The sequence below is a fragment of the Psychrobacter sp. 4Dc genome, assembly GCF_002836715.1.
Taxonomy (GTDB): domain Bacteria; phylum Pseudomonadota; class Gammaproteobacteria; order Pseudomonadales; family Moraxellaceae; genus Psychrobacter.
On sequence record NZ_PJAT01000103.1, the window covers coordinates 14,530 to 31,252 of the forward strand.

A 16,723-nucleotide genomic window follows, 5' to 3' on the forward strand; every position below is an offset into this window, starting at 1 on the left:
TATAAAAACCGTGTAGGTAAAATAGCCTGTTAACAACATGCCATTTTGCTTTTATTTTATTGATGATTGTAGTCTTGCGAGGTAGCTTTGAACGCACGCTCTGATAATACCAGTGACCAGCATCCTAATTCACACCCTCACCCTAATAGCTCAGCCAATACCGACAGTGCCGTAGGGTCTGTGGGTGTCGTTACGCCCCAGAATTTCCATTTCGCTGAGCCCTTAACGTTAGAATGCAACCGTACCCTACCCTCGTTTGACTTGATGGTAGAGACTTATGGTACGCTCAATCGCGATAAATCAAATGCGATTCTGATTTGCCACGCGTTATCGGGCAATCATCATGCAGCTGGCTTCCATAGCGCTGATGACAAAAAAGCAGGCTGGTGGGACAATATGATTGGCCCCAATAAAGCAATTGATACCAATCAGTTCTATGTGGTGTGTGTCAATAATATCGGCAGCTGTTTTGGTTCAACAGGGCCTACCACTATTAACCCAGATAGCGTTGGCTCGGATAGTGTTAGTTCGGACAGCGTTGATTCAAATAGTAGCAATGAGCCGCAAGTGTATGGTCCTGATTTTCCGCTGATCACTATCAAAGACTGGGTGAAAACCCAAGCAATGCTCTCAGATCGTCTAGGCATCGACGTTTGGCACGCCATTGTCGGCGGCTCAATGGGCGGTATGCAAGCGCTACAATGGTCTGTTGATTATCCAGAGCGGTTAAAGCGCTGTGTGGTCATCGCCAGTACGCCAAAGCTATCTGCTCAAAATATCGCCTTTAACGAAGTGGCGCGCCAATCTATATTATCCGATCCTGACTTTAAAGACGGGCGCTATATACAAGAAGGCACTTATCCTCGTCGCGGACTGATATTGGCGCGTATGGTTGGGCATATTACCTATTTAACTGATGACGCGATGAAAGCCAAATTTGGCCGTGATTTAAAATCAGGTAAATTCATGTATGGCTACGATGTCGAGTTTCAGGTCGAAAGCTACCTACGCTATCAAGGCGAGCGCTTTAGTGAAAACTTCGATGCCAATACTTATCTGCTCATGACTAAAGCCTTAGATTACTTTGATCCGACGCGCGACTATCCATCAACGGTAGCAAAAGATACTACAGAGTCGGCAGTGCAAATAGAAGACTCAATCGCGGCGTCAGTCGAATCTAGCAAAGCGAATGCACAGAGTGAGTTAGAAGATGCGGTAACGACGATTGAGGATATTGAATCTGATCGTCAGCAAGAGCTTTCTGCGCTCAAAGCCGCCTTTGCCCATACACAATGCCAGTATCTAGTCGTTTCATTCACCACTGACTGGCGCTTTGCACCTGAGCGCTCGCAAGAGATTGTCGATGCGCTGATGGCCACTGGCAAACCAGTCAGCTATATCAATATTGACGCGCCGCATGGACATGACTCTTTCTTATTTGATATTCCTCGCTACATGGGTGCGGTTAAAGGATTTTTGACTGCGCCATTTATTACCCCTAGCCGCTCAGCCACAGGAGAGCGCTCATGAGAATGGACCACCAACTGGCAGAGCGCTGGATTGCGCCGCAAGCACATGTACTGGACTTAGGTTGTGGCAATGGCGAGCTGCTTGCCCACTTACAGCAGAAACTAGGCGTAACAGGTTACGGACTAGAGATTGATGAAGACAAAATCAATGAGGCGATTGGTAATGGCTTATCAATTGTCGAGCAGGACCTCAACGATGGCCTAGCGCGCTTTGCTGATAACAGCTTTGACACGGTCGTCATGGCACGTGCCCTACAAGCAGTAAAAGCACCTGACGAGTTGTTGCTTGATATGCTGAGAGTTGCCCGTGAAGCAGTCATCACTTTCCCTAACTTTGCGCATTGGCAAAACCGCATTCATTTAGGGCTAAAAGGTATGATGCCCGTCTCTGAAGCGCTGCCTTACGAATGGTACAACACGCCGAACATTCACCTATGTACCTTTAAAGATTTTGAACTGTTATGTGCGCAGCATGATATTCATATTATTAATCGTTTTGCCGTTAGCGATTCTGAGAAAGGTCACACACCGCTAATGAAAGCGTTAATAAGACAAGCCCCTAACTTTTTAGCAGACGTCGCTATCTACCGAGTGACCAAGAAATAACCGGTGAATGCTCAGCTGTCTTTATGTTTTATAGAATACTAAACAGTGCTGTAAGTACTGATATTAACCTTAATAGATTGTTAACTTAATATAATTTTTTAGTAACTGTCTGATTTTGTTAAGGACAATCAGGTACAAACGTCTATTAGACCTTGTAATTAGTATTTGAGTTTCGTAAGTTTGGGTGTTAAGCTAGCAAAATATTGTCAGCCACCCCACTATTACGACCGTTTGTCTAATCAGTTAGGGTGAAATCTCTGATTTAGAGATGACAACCCCCTTTTGCTAATGATTAGGTAAGTTCATATCGCAAGATTCCACCTAATTGTTATCGCCGTCTGACTGTCTTTAGCGAGACAATGTTTAGCGGTACAATTTTTTTTTGCTTATTAACTGCCTAATTTTGGAGCTGCTATGAAACTATTAAAAGCTGCGTTGTTTACTGCATTATTTTCTTGTGCTGGTTTAGCCAATGCTGAGTTAATATCAAACGTACCGCTTGATACCTCACGTTTTGAACTCATGCCTGTGAGCGAGTTGTCTAGTCGTGCCGCCCAAGGTAACGATCACGCTCAGTTCTATTTGGCCAAGCGCTTACAAAAAGGTGAAGGTATTTCTCAAAATACTCAACAAGCAATCCAGTGGTATACCAAAGCCGCTCAGCAAGGCGTTGCTCCTGCTCAGTTGAACCTTGCCATCATGTATTTGCGTGGCGAAGGCGTACAGCCTAACTTGCAACAAGCCCGTCTTTGGTTAGAAAAAGCTGCAATGCGTGGCGATAACCGTGCCAGCTATACGCTTGCGCTATTAGATGAAAAGCAAAAAAATCTAGTCGATGCCTATAAATGGTATGACTTGGCTGCCCGTGATGGCATGCTAGATGAAAAAGTCCGTAACAAAGCGCGTGGTAAAATTGGTCAGTTGGCATTGAACTTATCAAGTGATGATATCGCTAGTGCTCGTAGCAAAGCAGATACTTGGTTCCAGAGTAAATAGTATCTAACTTTCGTACTACGAATTGAATATAAAAAAAGCTCAGTATTTTACTGGGCTTTTTTGTTTTCTATGACAGCAAGCCAAGCAATACAAACTATTCAAAACCCATCTAAAATTTGCTACACTACGCGCGCATTAATCAATTCCACAATTGAGATAATGTTATATACCTATCTACTTTTTTATTATCATTGCACTAGGTTTGCGACCTAGCCAGCAGGAGAAAGACATGAGCATCAATAAAGAAACCGCGATAACTGACAGCAATTCAGCCCCTGTATACGATAGTGTGACTAATAATATCGTCGTTGCCGCACTATATAAGTTCACGCGCTTTGCTGATTTTGAGCAATATCGTGAGCCTATCTTAAACACTATGCTCGATCACGATGTAAAAGGTACGTTGTTACTTGCAAGCGAAGGCATTAACGGTACGATTTCTGGTACGCGTCAAGGTATCGATACCGTACTTGACTACCTGCGTAGTATTGAGGCGATTGGTACGTTTACCTTTAAAGAATCCTATACTGACGCACAGCCTTTTTATCGCACTAAGGTGAAACTGAAAAAAGAAATCGTCACTATGGGTGTCGAGAATATCGATCCATTGGAATCCGTTGGTCGCTATGTAAAGCCAAGCGAGTGGAATGCGTTGATCTCAGATCCTGAAGTTACCTTAATCGACACGCGTAACGACTATGAAGTGCAAATCGGCACCTTTCAAAATGCGGTTAACCCAAACACTGAAACGTTCCGCGAGTTTCCAGAATACGTCTCAAAAGAGCTGGATCCAACCAAGCATAAAAAAGTCGCCATGTTTTGTACAGGTGGTATCCGCTGCGAGAAGTCAACTGCGTATTTGCGCGAGCAAGGGTTTGAAGAGGTCTATCATTTAGAAGGCGGTATCCTAAAATACCTAGAAGAAGTTCCTGCCAGTGACTCTATGTGGCAAGGCGACTGCTTTGTTTTTGACAACCGTGTATCGGTCAATCACAACTTAGAAAAAGGCAACTATGAGCAGTGTTTTGCTTGCCGTATGCCGATCACTAGCGATGACATGCAAAGCCCAGCCTACATCAAAGGCGAATCCTGCCCACACTGTATCGATAAAGCGACCGATGAGCAAAAAGCGCGTTTCCGTGAGCGTGAGCATCAAATGCAGCTAGCGAAAAAGCGCGGCGAAGCTCATATCGGTAGCGATGTGATGGATGTCATAGAAAAACGCAAAGCTGCTAAGACGGAAGCTCGTTTACAAGCAGAAGCTGCAAACAACGCTAAAGCCAACTAAACTTAGCATTAGTACAATAAAAAAGAAGTGAAATAAAAAAGAGAGGCTCTAATCAATAGAGCCTCTCTTTTTTTATGATAAATCTTCAATGCTTATCAAAGCTATTAGCACTGATATAGTTAATCCAACTTTATAGTGGATTGACTATATTAGAATAAGATACGTACGCGGATAGTCTCTTCTACATCTTTTAACTGGTCTAGTGCAGCGGTCGAATCATTGTAATCGACATCCATCACTAGATAACCAACATCACCTTCTGTCATCAGGCTCTGCGCTAGGATGTTAATACCAGCTTCAGCAAATAGGCGGTTAATCTGAGACAGTACGCCTGGCACGTTTTTGTGAATGTGTAGTAGACGATGCGAGTTTTCTTTGAACGGGATAGAAACTTCTGGGAAGTTCACAGCCGTCGCCGTATCACCTTGATCAGAGTATCTAACAAACTTATCTGCTACTTCCAGTCCGATATTGGCCTGTGCTTCTTGTGTTGAACCACCGATATGCGGCGTCAAAATCACATTATCAAACTTACGTAGTGGTGACTCAAACTCTTCGTCAGCTGATTTTGGCTCTTTTGGGAACACATCGATAGCCGCGCCCAAGATTTTACCAGACTCAAGCGCATCTGCTAGATCATCAATCTCGACGCACGTACCGCGTGCCGCATTGATAAAGTAGCTGCCTTCTTTCATCTGAGCGAACTGCTCAGCTTTCATCATATAGCGAGTGCTTGGCACATCAGGTACATGCAATGTCACGATGTCAGCCGTTGATAATAGCTCTTCTAGGCTACCAACTTGTACCGCATTGCCTAGTGGCAATTTGGTCACAGCATCATGATAGATGACTTTCATACCGAAGCTCTCTGCCAAGACAGACAGCTGCGAACCGATAGAACCATAACCGACGATACCGATAGTCTTGCCACGCACTTCGTGTGAGTTGGTCGCAGACTTGCCCCAGCCGCCGCGATGTACGGTTGCATTCTTTTCGGGAATACCGCGGTACAGCATAATAGCCTCGGCCAATACTAGCTCAGCTACCGAACGAGTGTTCGAGAATGGCGCGTTAAAGACAGGGATACCAAGATCACGAGCGGCGTCTAGATCTACTTGGTTGGTACCAATACAAAAGCAACCAATGCCGATAAGCTTGTGTGCGTGCTCAAGTACTTCACGCGTCAACTGAGTGCGCGAACGAATACCGATAAAGTGAGCATCTTTGATCTTTTCGATCAGCTCGTCTTGATCTAAGGCGTGACTGATATTCTCGATGTTGTGGTAACCAGCTCCTTCCAATACTTTTAGGGCATTGTCATGTAGACCTTCAAGCAATAAAAACCGGATTTTGTCTTTTTGTAGTGATAACGCCATATGAGAACTGTCCTATAATTGTTTTATAAGATTAACTGTTGGATAATCTATGATGGAGGAAACGAAAACAGTCCCGATATCTTACACAAAATTTGAGGTCGATGTTAGCAGATTAGATGAATTATTGGTTATCAAGCCTGAAAAATTTTTATGCTATAGTGAATTATTCTGTTTGAAACCGATCGAACCAGTTATTTATTACTTACCTCTTCTTATAGGTAAAAATTATCACCCCCTTATTACTTCTACGAGCTGACTCATCACTGAATTTATAGTTATTTCACTATATAATAAGCAGCCCCAGCATCGTGCTTACGCCAATATTGAGATTTGACCATGACGCCAACTACCGCTCAAAACACATCCGAAACCAATGCCGTGCAAACCATCTTGAGCACGCTCACTGATACCCATGATTTCGACCCGACCCAAATCAAAACTGATGCTGAGAGCTTAGAGCATTGGGGTAAAGACTGGACCAAACACTTTGCTCCTGCTGCTGCTGCCATCGTCTTTCCAAAGACCACCGAGCAAGTACAAGCTATTGTGCTACTAGCTAATGAACACAACGTCGTCCTCACCCCTAGTGGTGGTCGTACTGGATTGTCTGCTGGTGCAGTAGCAGCCAACGGTGAGATCGTGGTTAGCATGGATAAAATGAACCAGATCGGACAGTTCTATCCTGCCGATCGCATGGTTGAAGTCGAAGCCGGTGTCGTCACCCAGCAGTTGCAAGAATTCGCTGAATCAAAAGACCTATACTACCCTGTCGACTTTGCCTCAGCAGGCTCTAGTCAGATAGGCGGCAACATCGGCACCAACGCAGGCGGCATCAAAGTCATTCGCTATGGCATGACCCGTCAATGGATTATGGGTCTGACTGTCGTTACGGGTAAAGGTGATATCTTGCATCTCAATCGCGGCATGGTAAAGAACGCCACCGGCTATGATCTGCGCCAATTGTTCATCGGTAGTGAAGGCACACTTGGCCTTGTCACTCATGCGCAAATCAAACTTGAGCGTCAGCCACAAGACTTAAACGTCATGGTGCTTGGCATGGACAGCTTCAATGACGTGATGAACGTACTCTCTGCTTTTCAGGCACAGATTGATTTAACAGCGTTTGAGTTCTTTGACGATGTGGCGATTGATAAGCTGATGGCACATGGTCAAGTACAAGAGCCGTTTGAATCACGTACCAAGTTTTATACATTGCTAGAGTTTGAAGCACCTTATGAGCCAATCATGGACAAAGCCATGGCCATATTTGAGCATTGTATGGAGCAAGGTTGGGTTGTTGATGGTGTCATGAGCCAAAACCTCACACAGGCTGAAGAGTTATGGAAGCTACGTGAGTATATCTCTGAGACCATCTCAGTATTTACCCCTTATAAAAACGATGTCTCGGTGCTAATAAGTCACGTACCGACCTTTATCGAAGAGATTGATCATATTGTTAGCAGCAACTATCCTGACTTTGAAGTCTGTTGGTTCGGTCATATCGGCGATGGTAATTTGCATTTGAATATCTTAAAACCTGAGAATATGAATAAGGATGATTTCTTTGCAGAGTGTCAGGTCGTCAATAAATACGTGTTTGAGACGGTACAGAAATATGGCGGTTCAGTGTCTGCTGAGCATGGGGTTGGTATGACGAAGAAGCCGTACCTGCACTATAGCCGCAGTGAGACGGAGATTGATTATTTACGAGAAGTCAAAAAAGTATTCGATCCAAACAACATTATGAACCGTGGTAAGATTTTTGATATGTGATTAGTACTCTAAACGCTTAACCCAAAAAAAAGACGCTAACCCGAGAGCTAGCGTCTTTTTTATGGCTTTATAATTCGCAAAAACTACAATCTATAAATATAACAGTATCAATGCGACGACCAGTAGTATGCTCAAAAACCCTTGAATAATCAGAAATGCCTGATGCGGTGCCGCGATATGACGCACCATATTACCCAATGCATTATAAGTAATACCTGCCGCCTTAATATGAGGTGGACTATCGAAAGTTTTGATAATTTGCAAAAACTGTTCGGTCCGATCAGATGACCAACCGTGCGGCGCAAATGGTAAAAATGGAGATAATTGTACGGCCTGTTTCTTGGTCGCGGGGGACCATAACCAACGCTCCAAAAACAGCAAGCGCATACGCCAGTCGGCAAAGCTGCGATGATTGATGACTTGTAATAGCAACACTTCTACATTTTTATGACGGCTATCGACAAAGATACGCTCTTGCAGATTAAATACGTCTGACTTTTTGCCTTCAATACATTGCAGAAAATGACCATTGCCGTAGCATAGCGTGCCTGTGATTTTATGCTGCTGATTGTAGTTACGTGCGTGACCTTCTACTTCATCAAAAATAGAGGTGCTCAAACGCGAGCCAAGAGTCAGCGTACTGACATAAACCAACTGAACCAAAGCGGAGTCATCTATGTCATCCCACTTCATGATTCTATTGGTATGATTTAAAGGCATAATAAAATAATCCTAAGAAGCCGATGAGATACGGCTAAACGAAACAAGCAACACAATACTATGCCTGAGTTGAACCAAAAAATTGACTCACAAAAACGTAGCAAATATTTACTACGTGAGACTGTTATTACCGTTACAGCTTGCTATGATAACAAGCAAAACAAAAGGTGCTGATAGATATTATTTAGATTCTATATTGAGATAATAAATAGCAAGACAGTCGCAGGTACAATGATAATGCAGAGTTAGGCGCTTATCGGTGCTCACAAACCCAATAGGTATAAAGTGGTATAGAATGCGGCGTTCGCTATCCTTTAGTCCTCTATGTTAGCCAAAATCATTACTAAATAAAGTGAGTAAAACGGCCTAAGATATCAACATAACCTATTGTAAATACGGCAATAAATTATTGTAACGACAATATCTTCCTATTGGAATGTTTTTATTACTTTTTTGCACAAAAATCGGTACATCAATGTGCCATGACACCATTATGTGATACCACTACATTCAATAGCTATTTAAAACAGGAAACTTATGAGTAAGATGGAAAAACTAGATGACTTTCACCTCACGATTGCTGAGATTAAGAAAAAAGATTATCCACAATTAAAGGCATTGATGGATCGTGTCTATGTAAACTTGGGTGGCGCATGGTCAAAGACAACCATTCATACTTTGATTGATGCTTTCCCAGAAGGCCAGATTGCCTTGTTTGATCACGATCAGCTGATTGGTATCGTGCTCTCTATGCGCGTTGACTATGCCAAGTTTTCAAATCCGCATACCTATGACGATTTGATTGGGCAAAAAGAAATCATCAGAGACAATCCAGAAGGTGATGCCATTTATGGTTTGGATGCGCTCATCGACCCTGATTATCGCGGCTACCGTCTCGGTCGACGTCTGTATGATGCACGTAAAGAGCTGTGCCGACAGTTGAATTTCCGCGCTATCTTAGCCGGTGGACGCATACCTAACTATCATAACCATAAAGATCTGACTCCAGGTGAATATATTGATGCCGTTGAAAGCCGTGAAATTCACGATTCAGCTTTGTCATTCCAGCTGTCTAATGGCTTTATCGTTAAACGTATTTTGACTGCTTATCTGCCAGATGATAAGCAGTCAAAGGGCTTTGCTACCTTGCTTGAGTGGGCAAATATTTATTATGAGCCTAAAGACTATAAGCCTAATACTCGCAAGTCTGAGGTTCGTATTGGTGGTATTCAGTGGCAGATGCGTGAAGTCGAATCACCTGAAGAATTACTGCAACAAGTTGAGTTCTTTGTTGATATCATGGCTGATTACAACTCAGACTTTGCTTGCTTACCTGAATTTTTCAATGCGCCATTGATGGGTCTGTGCGAAGAAACCGATCAAAATATTGCCATTCGATTTTTGGCAGGTTATACCGAGTGGTTCAAAAATGAAATCTCGCATTTAGCCGTCAGTTATAACGTCAACGTCATTACCGGTTCGATGCCGTTACTGGATGAAGACGATACCTTATACAACGTCAGCTATCTGTGCCGCCGTGACGGTACCGTTGAAGAGCAACGCAAAATTCATATTACTCCGCATGAGCGCAGCGCTTGGGTAATCGAAGGTGGCGATGAAGTCAAAGTATTCGACACGGATGCGGGTCGTATCGGTATCTTGGTTTGCTATGATGTTGAGTTCCCTGAGCTTGCACGTCTGATGGCACTTGATGACATGGATATCTTGTTTGTGCCCTTCTGGACCGATACCAAAAACGGCTATCTACGTGTCCGCCACTGTGCGCAAGCCCGTGCTATCGAAAACGAATGCTATGTGATGATTTGTGGTTCAGTGGGCAACTTACCGCAAGTTGAGAGCTTAGATATTCAATACGCTCAATCGTCGATTTTTTCACCGTCAGACTTTGCGTTCCCGCATGATGCGATTATGGCAGAGACCACTGCCAACACGGAGATGGTATTCTTCTCTGATGTAAACTTGGACAAGCTGACTCACGTTCGTCACGAAGGCTCAGTACATAACCTGATTGACCGCCGTGATGATTTGTTCAGCTTAAAGTGGAAGCGCAAGGCCAAAGTGCCAGCGAGCAAGTTGAGTGATGAGCAGCGCCGTGAAAATTCAGGTAGCGTACTGATTGGTGATCCATTACAAAACCGAGCACAAAAGCCGTAGTTAATTGTAGTTAGTTATGGTCGGTTGACGTCGCACACTTATAGTAGACTTTATAAATAATACGGCTGATTTTCAGCCGTTTATTTTTATCTACTATCCACTCTTTGTGCAATGATCATATAGGCAATCACGATAAGATAAGCAGTAACGATAAGCCATTATTTGAAAATAACTGAAAACAATATACAAACTAAAAAGCGGATGTCATGACGACTGATATTGAGCAAAAAGAAGTAAAGCCAAAGAAGCAGTCGAAGCGAAAGATAGTTTCGATATTTAAAACGATAATGTTATATGGTCTCATGTTTGTTGTAATCTATAGCGTGGTCAATTGGTGGCGACAACCTGTCATGCCTGCCAACCCTCAATTGCAACTGACCGATTACCAAGGACAGACTATCGATCTAGCAGCGATGAGTCACGAGCGTCCTACACTGGTATACTTTTGGGGTACGTGGTGTTCAGTCTGTAGTTTTACTTCGCCCACCATCAATAAACTAGCAGCAGATAACTATCCCGTTGTCACTATTGCCGTACAGTCAGGCTCAAACCAAGAGCTACGCGGCTACCTCGATCAACATAAGTTTGATTTCACCACCATAAATGATCAACAAGGCAATATCTTTGCAGATTGGCAAGGACAAGTCACACCGTCCTATGTGGTATTAGAGAATGGCGAGATGATACAAGGGCTAACAGGTATTCAGCCATTATGGTCATTGAAACTGCGCTTGTGGTTAGCATCTGTGTTTTAGCAGTTGAGTCGTACTTTATGTTTCAATAAGTCATTGTGTAAAAGGCCTATAGCTATGTCTTCACCAATGATATATGACACAGATAAACGATTGATATTGGACAAAATTGGGTCGACCTCGCACAGCTCTTTTTACCCTACCCTTTTTGTCATATAATAGCTGCCGATCTAAATATTTTTTTGAATTATTTTTACTAGCATATTTTATGTTGCAATCGTCTCGTTACCATTTATTATTGACGTAACTATTTACCGACTGATGAGCGACAATGGGTATTTATTGACATGATGGTTGATAAACCGACTATGATGAGCAATATACCTACTATTAGTAATTGAATAATATCGACACAGCATTAACCTCAGCACTACATTGAACATCGAGCCTTGTATCCGGTTTTGAACCGACACACAAACCTACCTTTTAAAAAGATACCTTCTATGACTGATAAAAGCACTGACACACCAAGCCAAGATTACAAAGACACGCTGAACCTTGCGGATACGCCATTTGCGATGCGCGCAAACCTTGCCAAACGCGAGCCAGATTGGTTAGCTGCTTGGGAAGCGGATGACGTCTACGGTAAAATTCGTCAGGCGCGTGCTGGTGCAACCAAATATATTTTGCACGATGGCCCTCCATACGCCAACGGTCAGATTCACTTGGGTCACGCAGTCAATAAAGTACTAAAAGACATTATTGTAAAATCAAAAACCTTGTCAGGATTTGATGCGCCTTATGTCCCTGGTTGGGATTGTCATGGTCTGCCAATCGAACAAAAAGTCGAAGCTAAGGTTGGTAAAGTGGGTCAAAAAGTGTCTGCAACCGAATTCCGTGGTCTATGCCGCGAATATGCGAGTACTCAAATTGAATTGCAAAAAGCAGACTTCAAGCGCTTAGGTGTGTTTGGTGATTGGGACAACCCTTATCTGACTATGAACTTCCATCAAGAAGCCAATATCGTGCGCGCGCTTGCCAAAATCTATGACAATGGTCATGTGACTCGCGGTATGAAGCCGGTCAACTGGTGCTTGGACTGTAGCTCTGCCCTAGCAGAAGCAGAAGTAGAATATCAAGACAAAGTCTCTGACGCGATCTATGTCAGCTTTGATGTGCTCGGTACGGACAAAGTAGCTGCATTGGCAGATATCGCAGATAACATCGCTGCTGTTATTTGGACTACAACGCCATGGACGTTACCTGCTAACCAAGCTATCTCAGTACATCCAGAACATAACTACAGTGTGGTCGCGACTTCAAGGGGCAATTTACTACTGGCTGCTGATCTGGTTGAAACTGCATTGAGTGAGCTAAAACTAGAAAATAACGGTATCTTAGCAACTGTTTCAGGTAGCGAGCTTGAAGGTCTACATGCTCAGCATCCACTGATTGAAGACCGTCAAGTGCCGCTCATCTTGGGCGATCATGTAACTACCGATAGTGGTACTGGTCTGGTACATACCGCACCTGGTCACGGTTTAGACGATTATATCGTTGGTCTAAAATACAACTTACCCGTGGAAAACCCAGTAAGCGGTACGGGCGTTTATTTAGATAGCGCTGCTGTATTTGCCGGCGAGCACATCTATAAAGCCAATCCAAAAATCATCGCTGCACTACATGAAAATGGCCATCTAATCAGCCATACCAAAATTGAGCACAGCTACCCGCATTGCTGGCGTCATAAGTCACCAATTATTTTCCGTGCTACGCCTCAGTGGTTTATCAATATGGAAACCAAAGGCCTACGTGCTCGCGCGCTTGCTGACATCCCTACAGTCAACTGGACGCCAGCGTGGGGACAAAATCGTATCGAATCAATGATGACGGGTCGTCCTGATTGGTGTATTTCGCGTCAGCGTACGTGGGGCGTGCCGATTACTTTCTTTACGCATAAGGAAACAGGCGAGCTGCATCCAAACACCCTTGAGCTAATGGAAACTGCGGCGCAAAAAATCAATGAAGGCGGCGTAGAAGCGTGGTTTGATGCTAGCTGTGAAGATTTCTTAGGCAGTGAAGCCGCTGACTATGACAAAGCTACCGATACACTAGACGTTTGGTTTGACTCAGGCACAACGCATTTTGCGGTACTTGATCAACGTGATGAATTGACCAATCCAGCTGATATGTATCTAGAAGGCTCTGACCAGCATCGCGGCTGGTTCCAGACGTCACTACTGACGTCAGAAGCGATGTATGAGCGTCCACCGTTTAAGCAAGTACTGACGCATGGCTTTGTGGTCGATGAAAACGGTCGCAAAATGAGTAAGTCACTGGGCAACATCATCACGCCGCAAGAAGAGATCAATAAGACAGGCGCGGACATGCTACGTCTATGGATTGCTTCAAGTGACTATCGTTATGAAATGAGCGCGGGTAAGACGGTCTTTAAAGGTGCGATCGATATGTATCGCCGTATCCGTAACACCTTACGTTTCTTGCTTGCCAATACCGATGACTTCAATCCAGCGACTGATAGCATTGATATCAATGAATTGGTTAGCCTTGATAAATTCATCATTGAGCGCGCACAAACCGTACAAGCGCAAATCATTAGCGCTTACGATGCGATGGACTTTCACCAAGTCACTCAGCACGTCACTGCGTTTTGCTCGCAAGACTTGGGTAGCTTCTATCTAGATATTATCAAGGATCGCCAGTACACCACGCAGGCAGATGGACAGCCTCGTCGTTCTGCGCAGACTGCTATCTACCATATCACTCATGCGCTGATTCGCTGGATTACACCAATCCTGTCATTTACGGCGCAAGAGGCTTGGGAAGTACTGAACCAACGTGATGCGGATAAAGGCGGCTATGTATTTACTCAAGAATGGTACGAGTTCCCAGCGTTTGAGCTAAGTGCTATCAGCAACGATGACTGGCAGCGCATCATGTTCGCAAAAGACATGGTAAACAAACATATCGAAACTGCACGTGGCGAAAAAATCATCAATGCCAACTTGTCTGCCGACGTGAGTCTATACGCTGACGGTGCAATGTATGAGAGCTTAGCTAAGCTTGATGAAGAGCTTCGTTTTGTACTAATTACTAGTAACGCTGCACTAAAGCCAATGAACGAAGCACCTGCTGATAGCATCACACAGACAGAAGATGTGACCGACACCAATACCGAAGAGGCTGTAGATTTAGTGGTACAAGTAAGCGCGGCTACTGGTACTAAGTGTGTACGCTGCTGGCACATCCGTGATGACATCGGTACAGATAGCGCACACCCTGAGCTATGCGCGCGCTGCGTGACCAATGTTAGTGGCGATGGCGAGGTACGTCACTATGCCTAACCCAACAGACTCACCTGAAAGCCAGCATGACCAGCAGCCGCAGGTGAAGGTTGACCATTCGCCTAAGCCTGCTCATGCAACCACAGGTAGCTCGACTACACCTAGAAGTCGCCTGACCAAGACCCCGAAAATGGTGGCAAATGGCAGTCGTGCTTTTGTATGGTATATTCTGGCATTGGTTATCGTCATTATCGATCAGTGGACCAAATGGTTGGCAGAAACCAAACTGACCTTTCATGATCCAGTACCTGTGATTGAGCCATTTCTCAATTGGACATTGGCTTATAACTATGGCGCGGCATTTAGCTTTTTGGCGGATGCTGGCGGTTGGCAGAAGTGGTTTTTTTCAGGACTGGCATTACTAATGTCGCTATTTCTAATCATCTATCTGATTAAAGCACCACGCAAAGCCACGCTGTTATCTTTTGGCCTAGCCTTAGTATTGGGCGGTGCAGTTGGTAATTTAATCGACCGCTTACTACATGGTCATGTGATTGATTTTATCCATGTGCATTATGCTGATGTTTGGCATTATCCGATTTTTAATATCGCGGATATCGGTATATCTATCGGTGTACTATTGATTGTCATTGATATGCTGTTTTTGGAAAAGAAGCGTGAAATGCCACGGTCATAATCGTCTATAGCTAGAGACATTAATGCAATTTATAAACGAAAAAGGTGGGTTACGTAGTCGTAACCCACCTTTTTTTGTCGATCGTTTTAGTGCTTTCGTCAGACACGTAGCAATGCTGCCAGTCGTGAAAGCAATTATTCATTTATAGCAACTCTGATAATAAATCAGTCACAGTCTCTAAGCCGCCACCTGCTAATAAAAATAGCAACCCTGCCATATTCACAACGACGGTCAAATAATAAGTCACTCGAAACTCAGACTTTTGTGATTTGTGACGTAAATACGTTTGGGCGAGCAATGCTCCTACCCAACCGCCAAGCGCGCTTAGTATATGTAATTTAGACTCAGGCGTACGCCAGTCGCCACTTTGCGCAGCAGCTTTGTCTTTGGCATACATGCCATAAGTAATAATCCCTAGCACGACGTACCAGCCGACCACTAGCCAGCTTAGTTTATCTGTCGCTGCTAATAAAGCTAAGACACCATAAAAAGCCAGTCCAAGAAACGAGCGTTTCTTTTGGCCCGCTTCAAACTCTGCTTGATGGCTACGTTTCTGATTGCGCTGACGGATCTGATGATTTTTTTGTGCCATTTTTTGCTGTACAAACCCAAGCTCTTGTACTTGCGTGGCTCGCTTGCGTCCCTCCGCATCTTGTCCAATGCTAAAGACCACTGCCTCACCGATGTTAGGACGGCGCTGAGCCTTAAACTCACTCACATGAAAGAAGACAGACTCGCCCGCTTCAGTTTCAATAAAGCCAAACCCTTTATCGTCCTGCCATTTTTTGACAGTGCCTTGTTGTTTATTCACTACCGACACCTCATATCTTTTAGAATTGCCAATTATAGTACACCATCTGCGTTACATTATTGACGCTTACATCTGGTCTTAGATGGCTTATTATTTCTTACACTATAATACTGCAATTAAAAACACTTTAATCAAACGCATTATTTTCTATTCTAGCAACCGATGGCTTTTTATTATGACTCAATCTCAATTTATTAACCCAAACGAAGACACTCGTATCGCTTACGGCAGCCTCGTTAAGCTGCACTTTGAAGTTTCACTAGAGAACGGCACCATCATCGACTCAACCTTTAATCGTGATGCACCTGTGTCTTTGACCATTGGTGATGAGAGCTTGTTACCTGGTTTTGAGCAAGTACTGATGAACTTGCGCGCCGGTGACACTCGTACCGCACACCTTGAGCCAGAGCAAGCTTTTGGTGAGTGGAATCCTGAAAACATCCAACATTTTAGCCGTACTCAGTTTGCGCTAGTCGCTGACAATCCAGAAATTGGCATGATGGTTGAGTTCGAAGACAAAGGGAAAAACACGCTGCCCGGTACGATTAGTGCCATCGATGATGATCAAGTCGAAGTCGACTTTAATCATCCGCTTGCTGGACAAGACGTGTTGTTCAAAGTAAAAATCTTTAAAGTCACACCGCCTGGTGTCACAGGCATCAAGTTAATGTAGCCGTTTAAAAACTAACGAAAACTCGTTAAACGTTAACTAAGATAAAAACTAGCGACGATAAAAATTAATATCGATAAAAACA

Annotated in this window: 13 protein-coding genes; 10 read left to right on the forward strand and 3 right to left on the reverse strand. The window is 43.9% G+C overall.

Annotation, left to right across the window (positions count from 1 at the left end; translation table 11 throughout):
- The first annotated feature begins 180 nt into the window (after positions 1-180).
- From metX to CXF61_RS08865, 4 genes are all read left to right on the forward strand, one after another.
- The gene (metX, locus tag CXF61_RS08850; protein ID WP_227526647.1) at positions 181-1,530 is read left to right on the forward strand and encodes a homoserine O-acetyltransferase MetX; all 1,350 of its coding nucleotides are present in this window, start codon (positions 181-183) and stop codon (positions 1,528-1,530) included.
- The gene (metW, locus tag CXF61_RS08855) at positions 1,527-2,135 is read left to right on the forward strand and encodes a methionine biosynthesis protein MetW (RefSeq protein ID WP_160021497.1); all 609 of its coding nucleotides are present in this window, start codon (positions 1,527-1,529) and stop codon (positions 2,133-2,135) included. Before metX ends, metW begins: the two co-directional genes overlap by 4 nt.
- Before the next feature lie 414 nt (positions 2,136-2,549).
- Positions 2,550-3,131, forward strand: a complete 582-nt coding sequence (locus CXF61_RS08860; RefSeq protein ID WP_165597948.1) for a tetratricopeptide repeat protein — start codon at positions 2,550-2,552, stop codon at positions 3,129-3,131.
- Between the two features lie 289 nt (positions 3,132-3,420).
- On the forward strand, positions 3,421-4,419 hold the full coding sequence (locus CXF61_RS08865) for an oxygen-dependent tRNA uridine(34) hydroxylase TrhO (protein ID WP_319830347.1): 999 nt from the start codon (positions 3,421-3,423) through the stop codon (positions 4,417-4,419).
- A 149-nt stretch (positions 4,420-4,568) separates the two neighbouring features.
- Here CXF61_RS08865 and serA read toward each other — a convergent pair whose 3' ends face one another.
- Positions 4,569-5,795 carry a phosphoglycerate dehydrogenase gene (gene serA / locus CXF61_RS08870; protein WP_057758460.1) on the reverse strand — a complete coding sequence of 409 codons (1,227 nt, stop codon included), beginning with the start codon at positions 5,793-5,795 and terminating at the stop codon, positions 4,569-4,571.
- A 336-nt stretch (positions 5,796-6,131) separates the two neighbouring features.
- Here serA and CXF61_RS08875 point away from each other — a divergent pair, with 336 nt between their 5' ends.
- A complete protein-coding gene (locus tag CXF61_RS08875) occupies positions 6,132-7,568 on the forward strand; it encodes an FAD-binding oxidoreductase (RefSeq protein ID WP_165597950.1) in 1,437 nt (478 codons plus the stop codon).
- A gap of 90 nt (positions 7,569-7,658) precedes the next feature.
- Here CXF61_RS08875 and CXF61_RS08880 read toward each other — a convergent pair whose 3' ends face one another.
- Positions 7,659-8,288, reverse strand: coding sequence for a BLUF domain-containing protein (locus CXF61_RS08880; RefSeq protein WP_165597951.1), 630 nt, complete (start codon positions 8,286-8,288; stop codon positions 7,659-7,661).
- A gap of 537 nt (positions 8,289-8,825) precedes the next feature.
- Between CXF61_RS08880 and CXF61_RS08885 the strand changes: the two genes are divergently transcribed.
- The 4 genes from CXF61_RS08885 to lspA all read left to right on the forward strand — a co-directional run bounded on the left by CXF61_RS08885 (position 8,826) and on the right by lspA (position 15,157).
- Entirely contained in the window at positions 8,826-10,463 is a 1,638-nt protein-coding gene (locus tag CXF61_RS08885; RefSeq protein WP_102094613.1) for a carbon-nitrogen hydrolase family protein, read from the forward strand.
- A 206-nt stretch (positions 10,464-10,669) separates the two neighbouring features.
- Entirely contained in the window at positions 10,670-11,218 is a 549-nt protein-coding gene (locus tag CXF61_RS08890) for a protein disulfide oxidoreductase (protein WP_165597952.1), read from the forward strand.
- Positions 11,219-11,658: 440 nt separating this feature from the next.
- Positions 11,659-14,520 (forward strand): isoleucine--tRNA ligase, encoded by a 2,862-nt coding sequence (ileS, locus tag CXF61_RS08895; protein WP_165597953.1) that lies wholly within the window; start codon positions 11,659-11,661, stop codon positions 14,518-14,520.
- Entirely contained in the window at positions 14,513-15,157 is a 645-nt protein-coding gene (gene lspA, locus CXF61_RS08900; protein WP_165597954.1) for a signal peptidase II, read from the forward strand. The genes ileS and lspA overlap by 8 nt, the downstream gene beginning before the upstream one ends.
- Positions 15,158-15,299: 142 nt before the next feature.
- Here the strand turns inward: lspA and CXF61_RS08905 are convergent, their stop codons facing one another.
- Entirely contained in the window at positions 15,300-15,968 is a 669-nt protein-coding gene (locus CXF61_RS08905; protein WP_227526645.1) for a DUF1294 domain-containing protein, read from the reverse strand.
- Between the two features lie 175 nt (positions 15,969-16,143).
- On the opposite strand from CXF61_RS08905, the gene CXF61_RS08910 reads away from it, so the two are divergent.
- Positions 16,144-16,641: an FKBP-type peptidyl-prolyl cis-trans isomerase gene (locus tag CXF61_RS08910; RefSeq protein ID WP_134292630.1), complete on the forward strand. Its 498-nt coding sequence runs from the start codon at positions 16,144-16,146 to the stop codon at positions 16,639-16,641.
- The last annotated feature ends 82 nt before the right edge of the window (positions 16,642-16,723 follow it).

Coding starts and splice junctions, on each gene's coding strand:
- metW (WP_160021497.1), top strand. CDS start 1,527: ATGAGAATGGACCACCAACTGGCAGAGCGCTGGATTGCGCCGCAAGCA.
- CXF61_RS08860 (WP_165597948.1), top strand. CDS start 2,550: ATGAAACTATTAAAAGCTGCGTTGTTTACTGCATTATTTTCTTGTGCT.
- serA (WP_057758460.1), bottom strand. CDS start 5,795: ATGGCGTTATCACTACAAAAAGACAAAATCCGGTTTTTATTGCTTGAA.
- CXF61_RS08875 (WP_165597950.1), top strand. CDS start 6,132: ATGACGCCAACTACCGCTCAAAACACATCCGAAACCAATGCCGTGCAA.
- CXF61_RS08880 (WP_165597951.1), bottom strand. CDS start 8,288: ATGCCTTTAAATCATACCAATAGAATCATGAAGTGGGATGACATAGAT.
- CXF61_RS08885 (WP_102094613.1), top strand. CDS start 8,826: ATGAGTAAGATGGAAAAACTAGATGACTTTCACCTCACGATTGCTGAG.
- CXF61_RS08890 (WP_165597952.1), top strand. CDS start 10,670: ATGACGACTGATATTGAGCAAAAAGAAGTAAAGCCAAAGAAGCAGTCG.
- ileS (WP_165597953.1), top strand. CDS start 11,659: ATGACTGATAAAAGCACTGACACACCAAGCCAAGATTACAAAGACACG.
- lspA (WP_165597954.1), top strand. CDS start 14,513: ATGCCTAACCCAACAGACTCACCTGAAAGCCAGCATGACCAGCAGCCG.
- CXF61_RS08910 (WP_134292630.1), top strand. CDS start 16,144: ATGACTCAATCTCAATTTATTAACCCAAACGAAGACACTCGTATCGCT.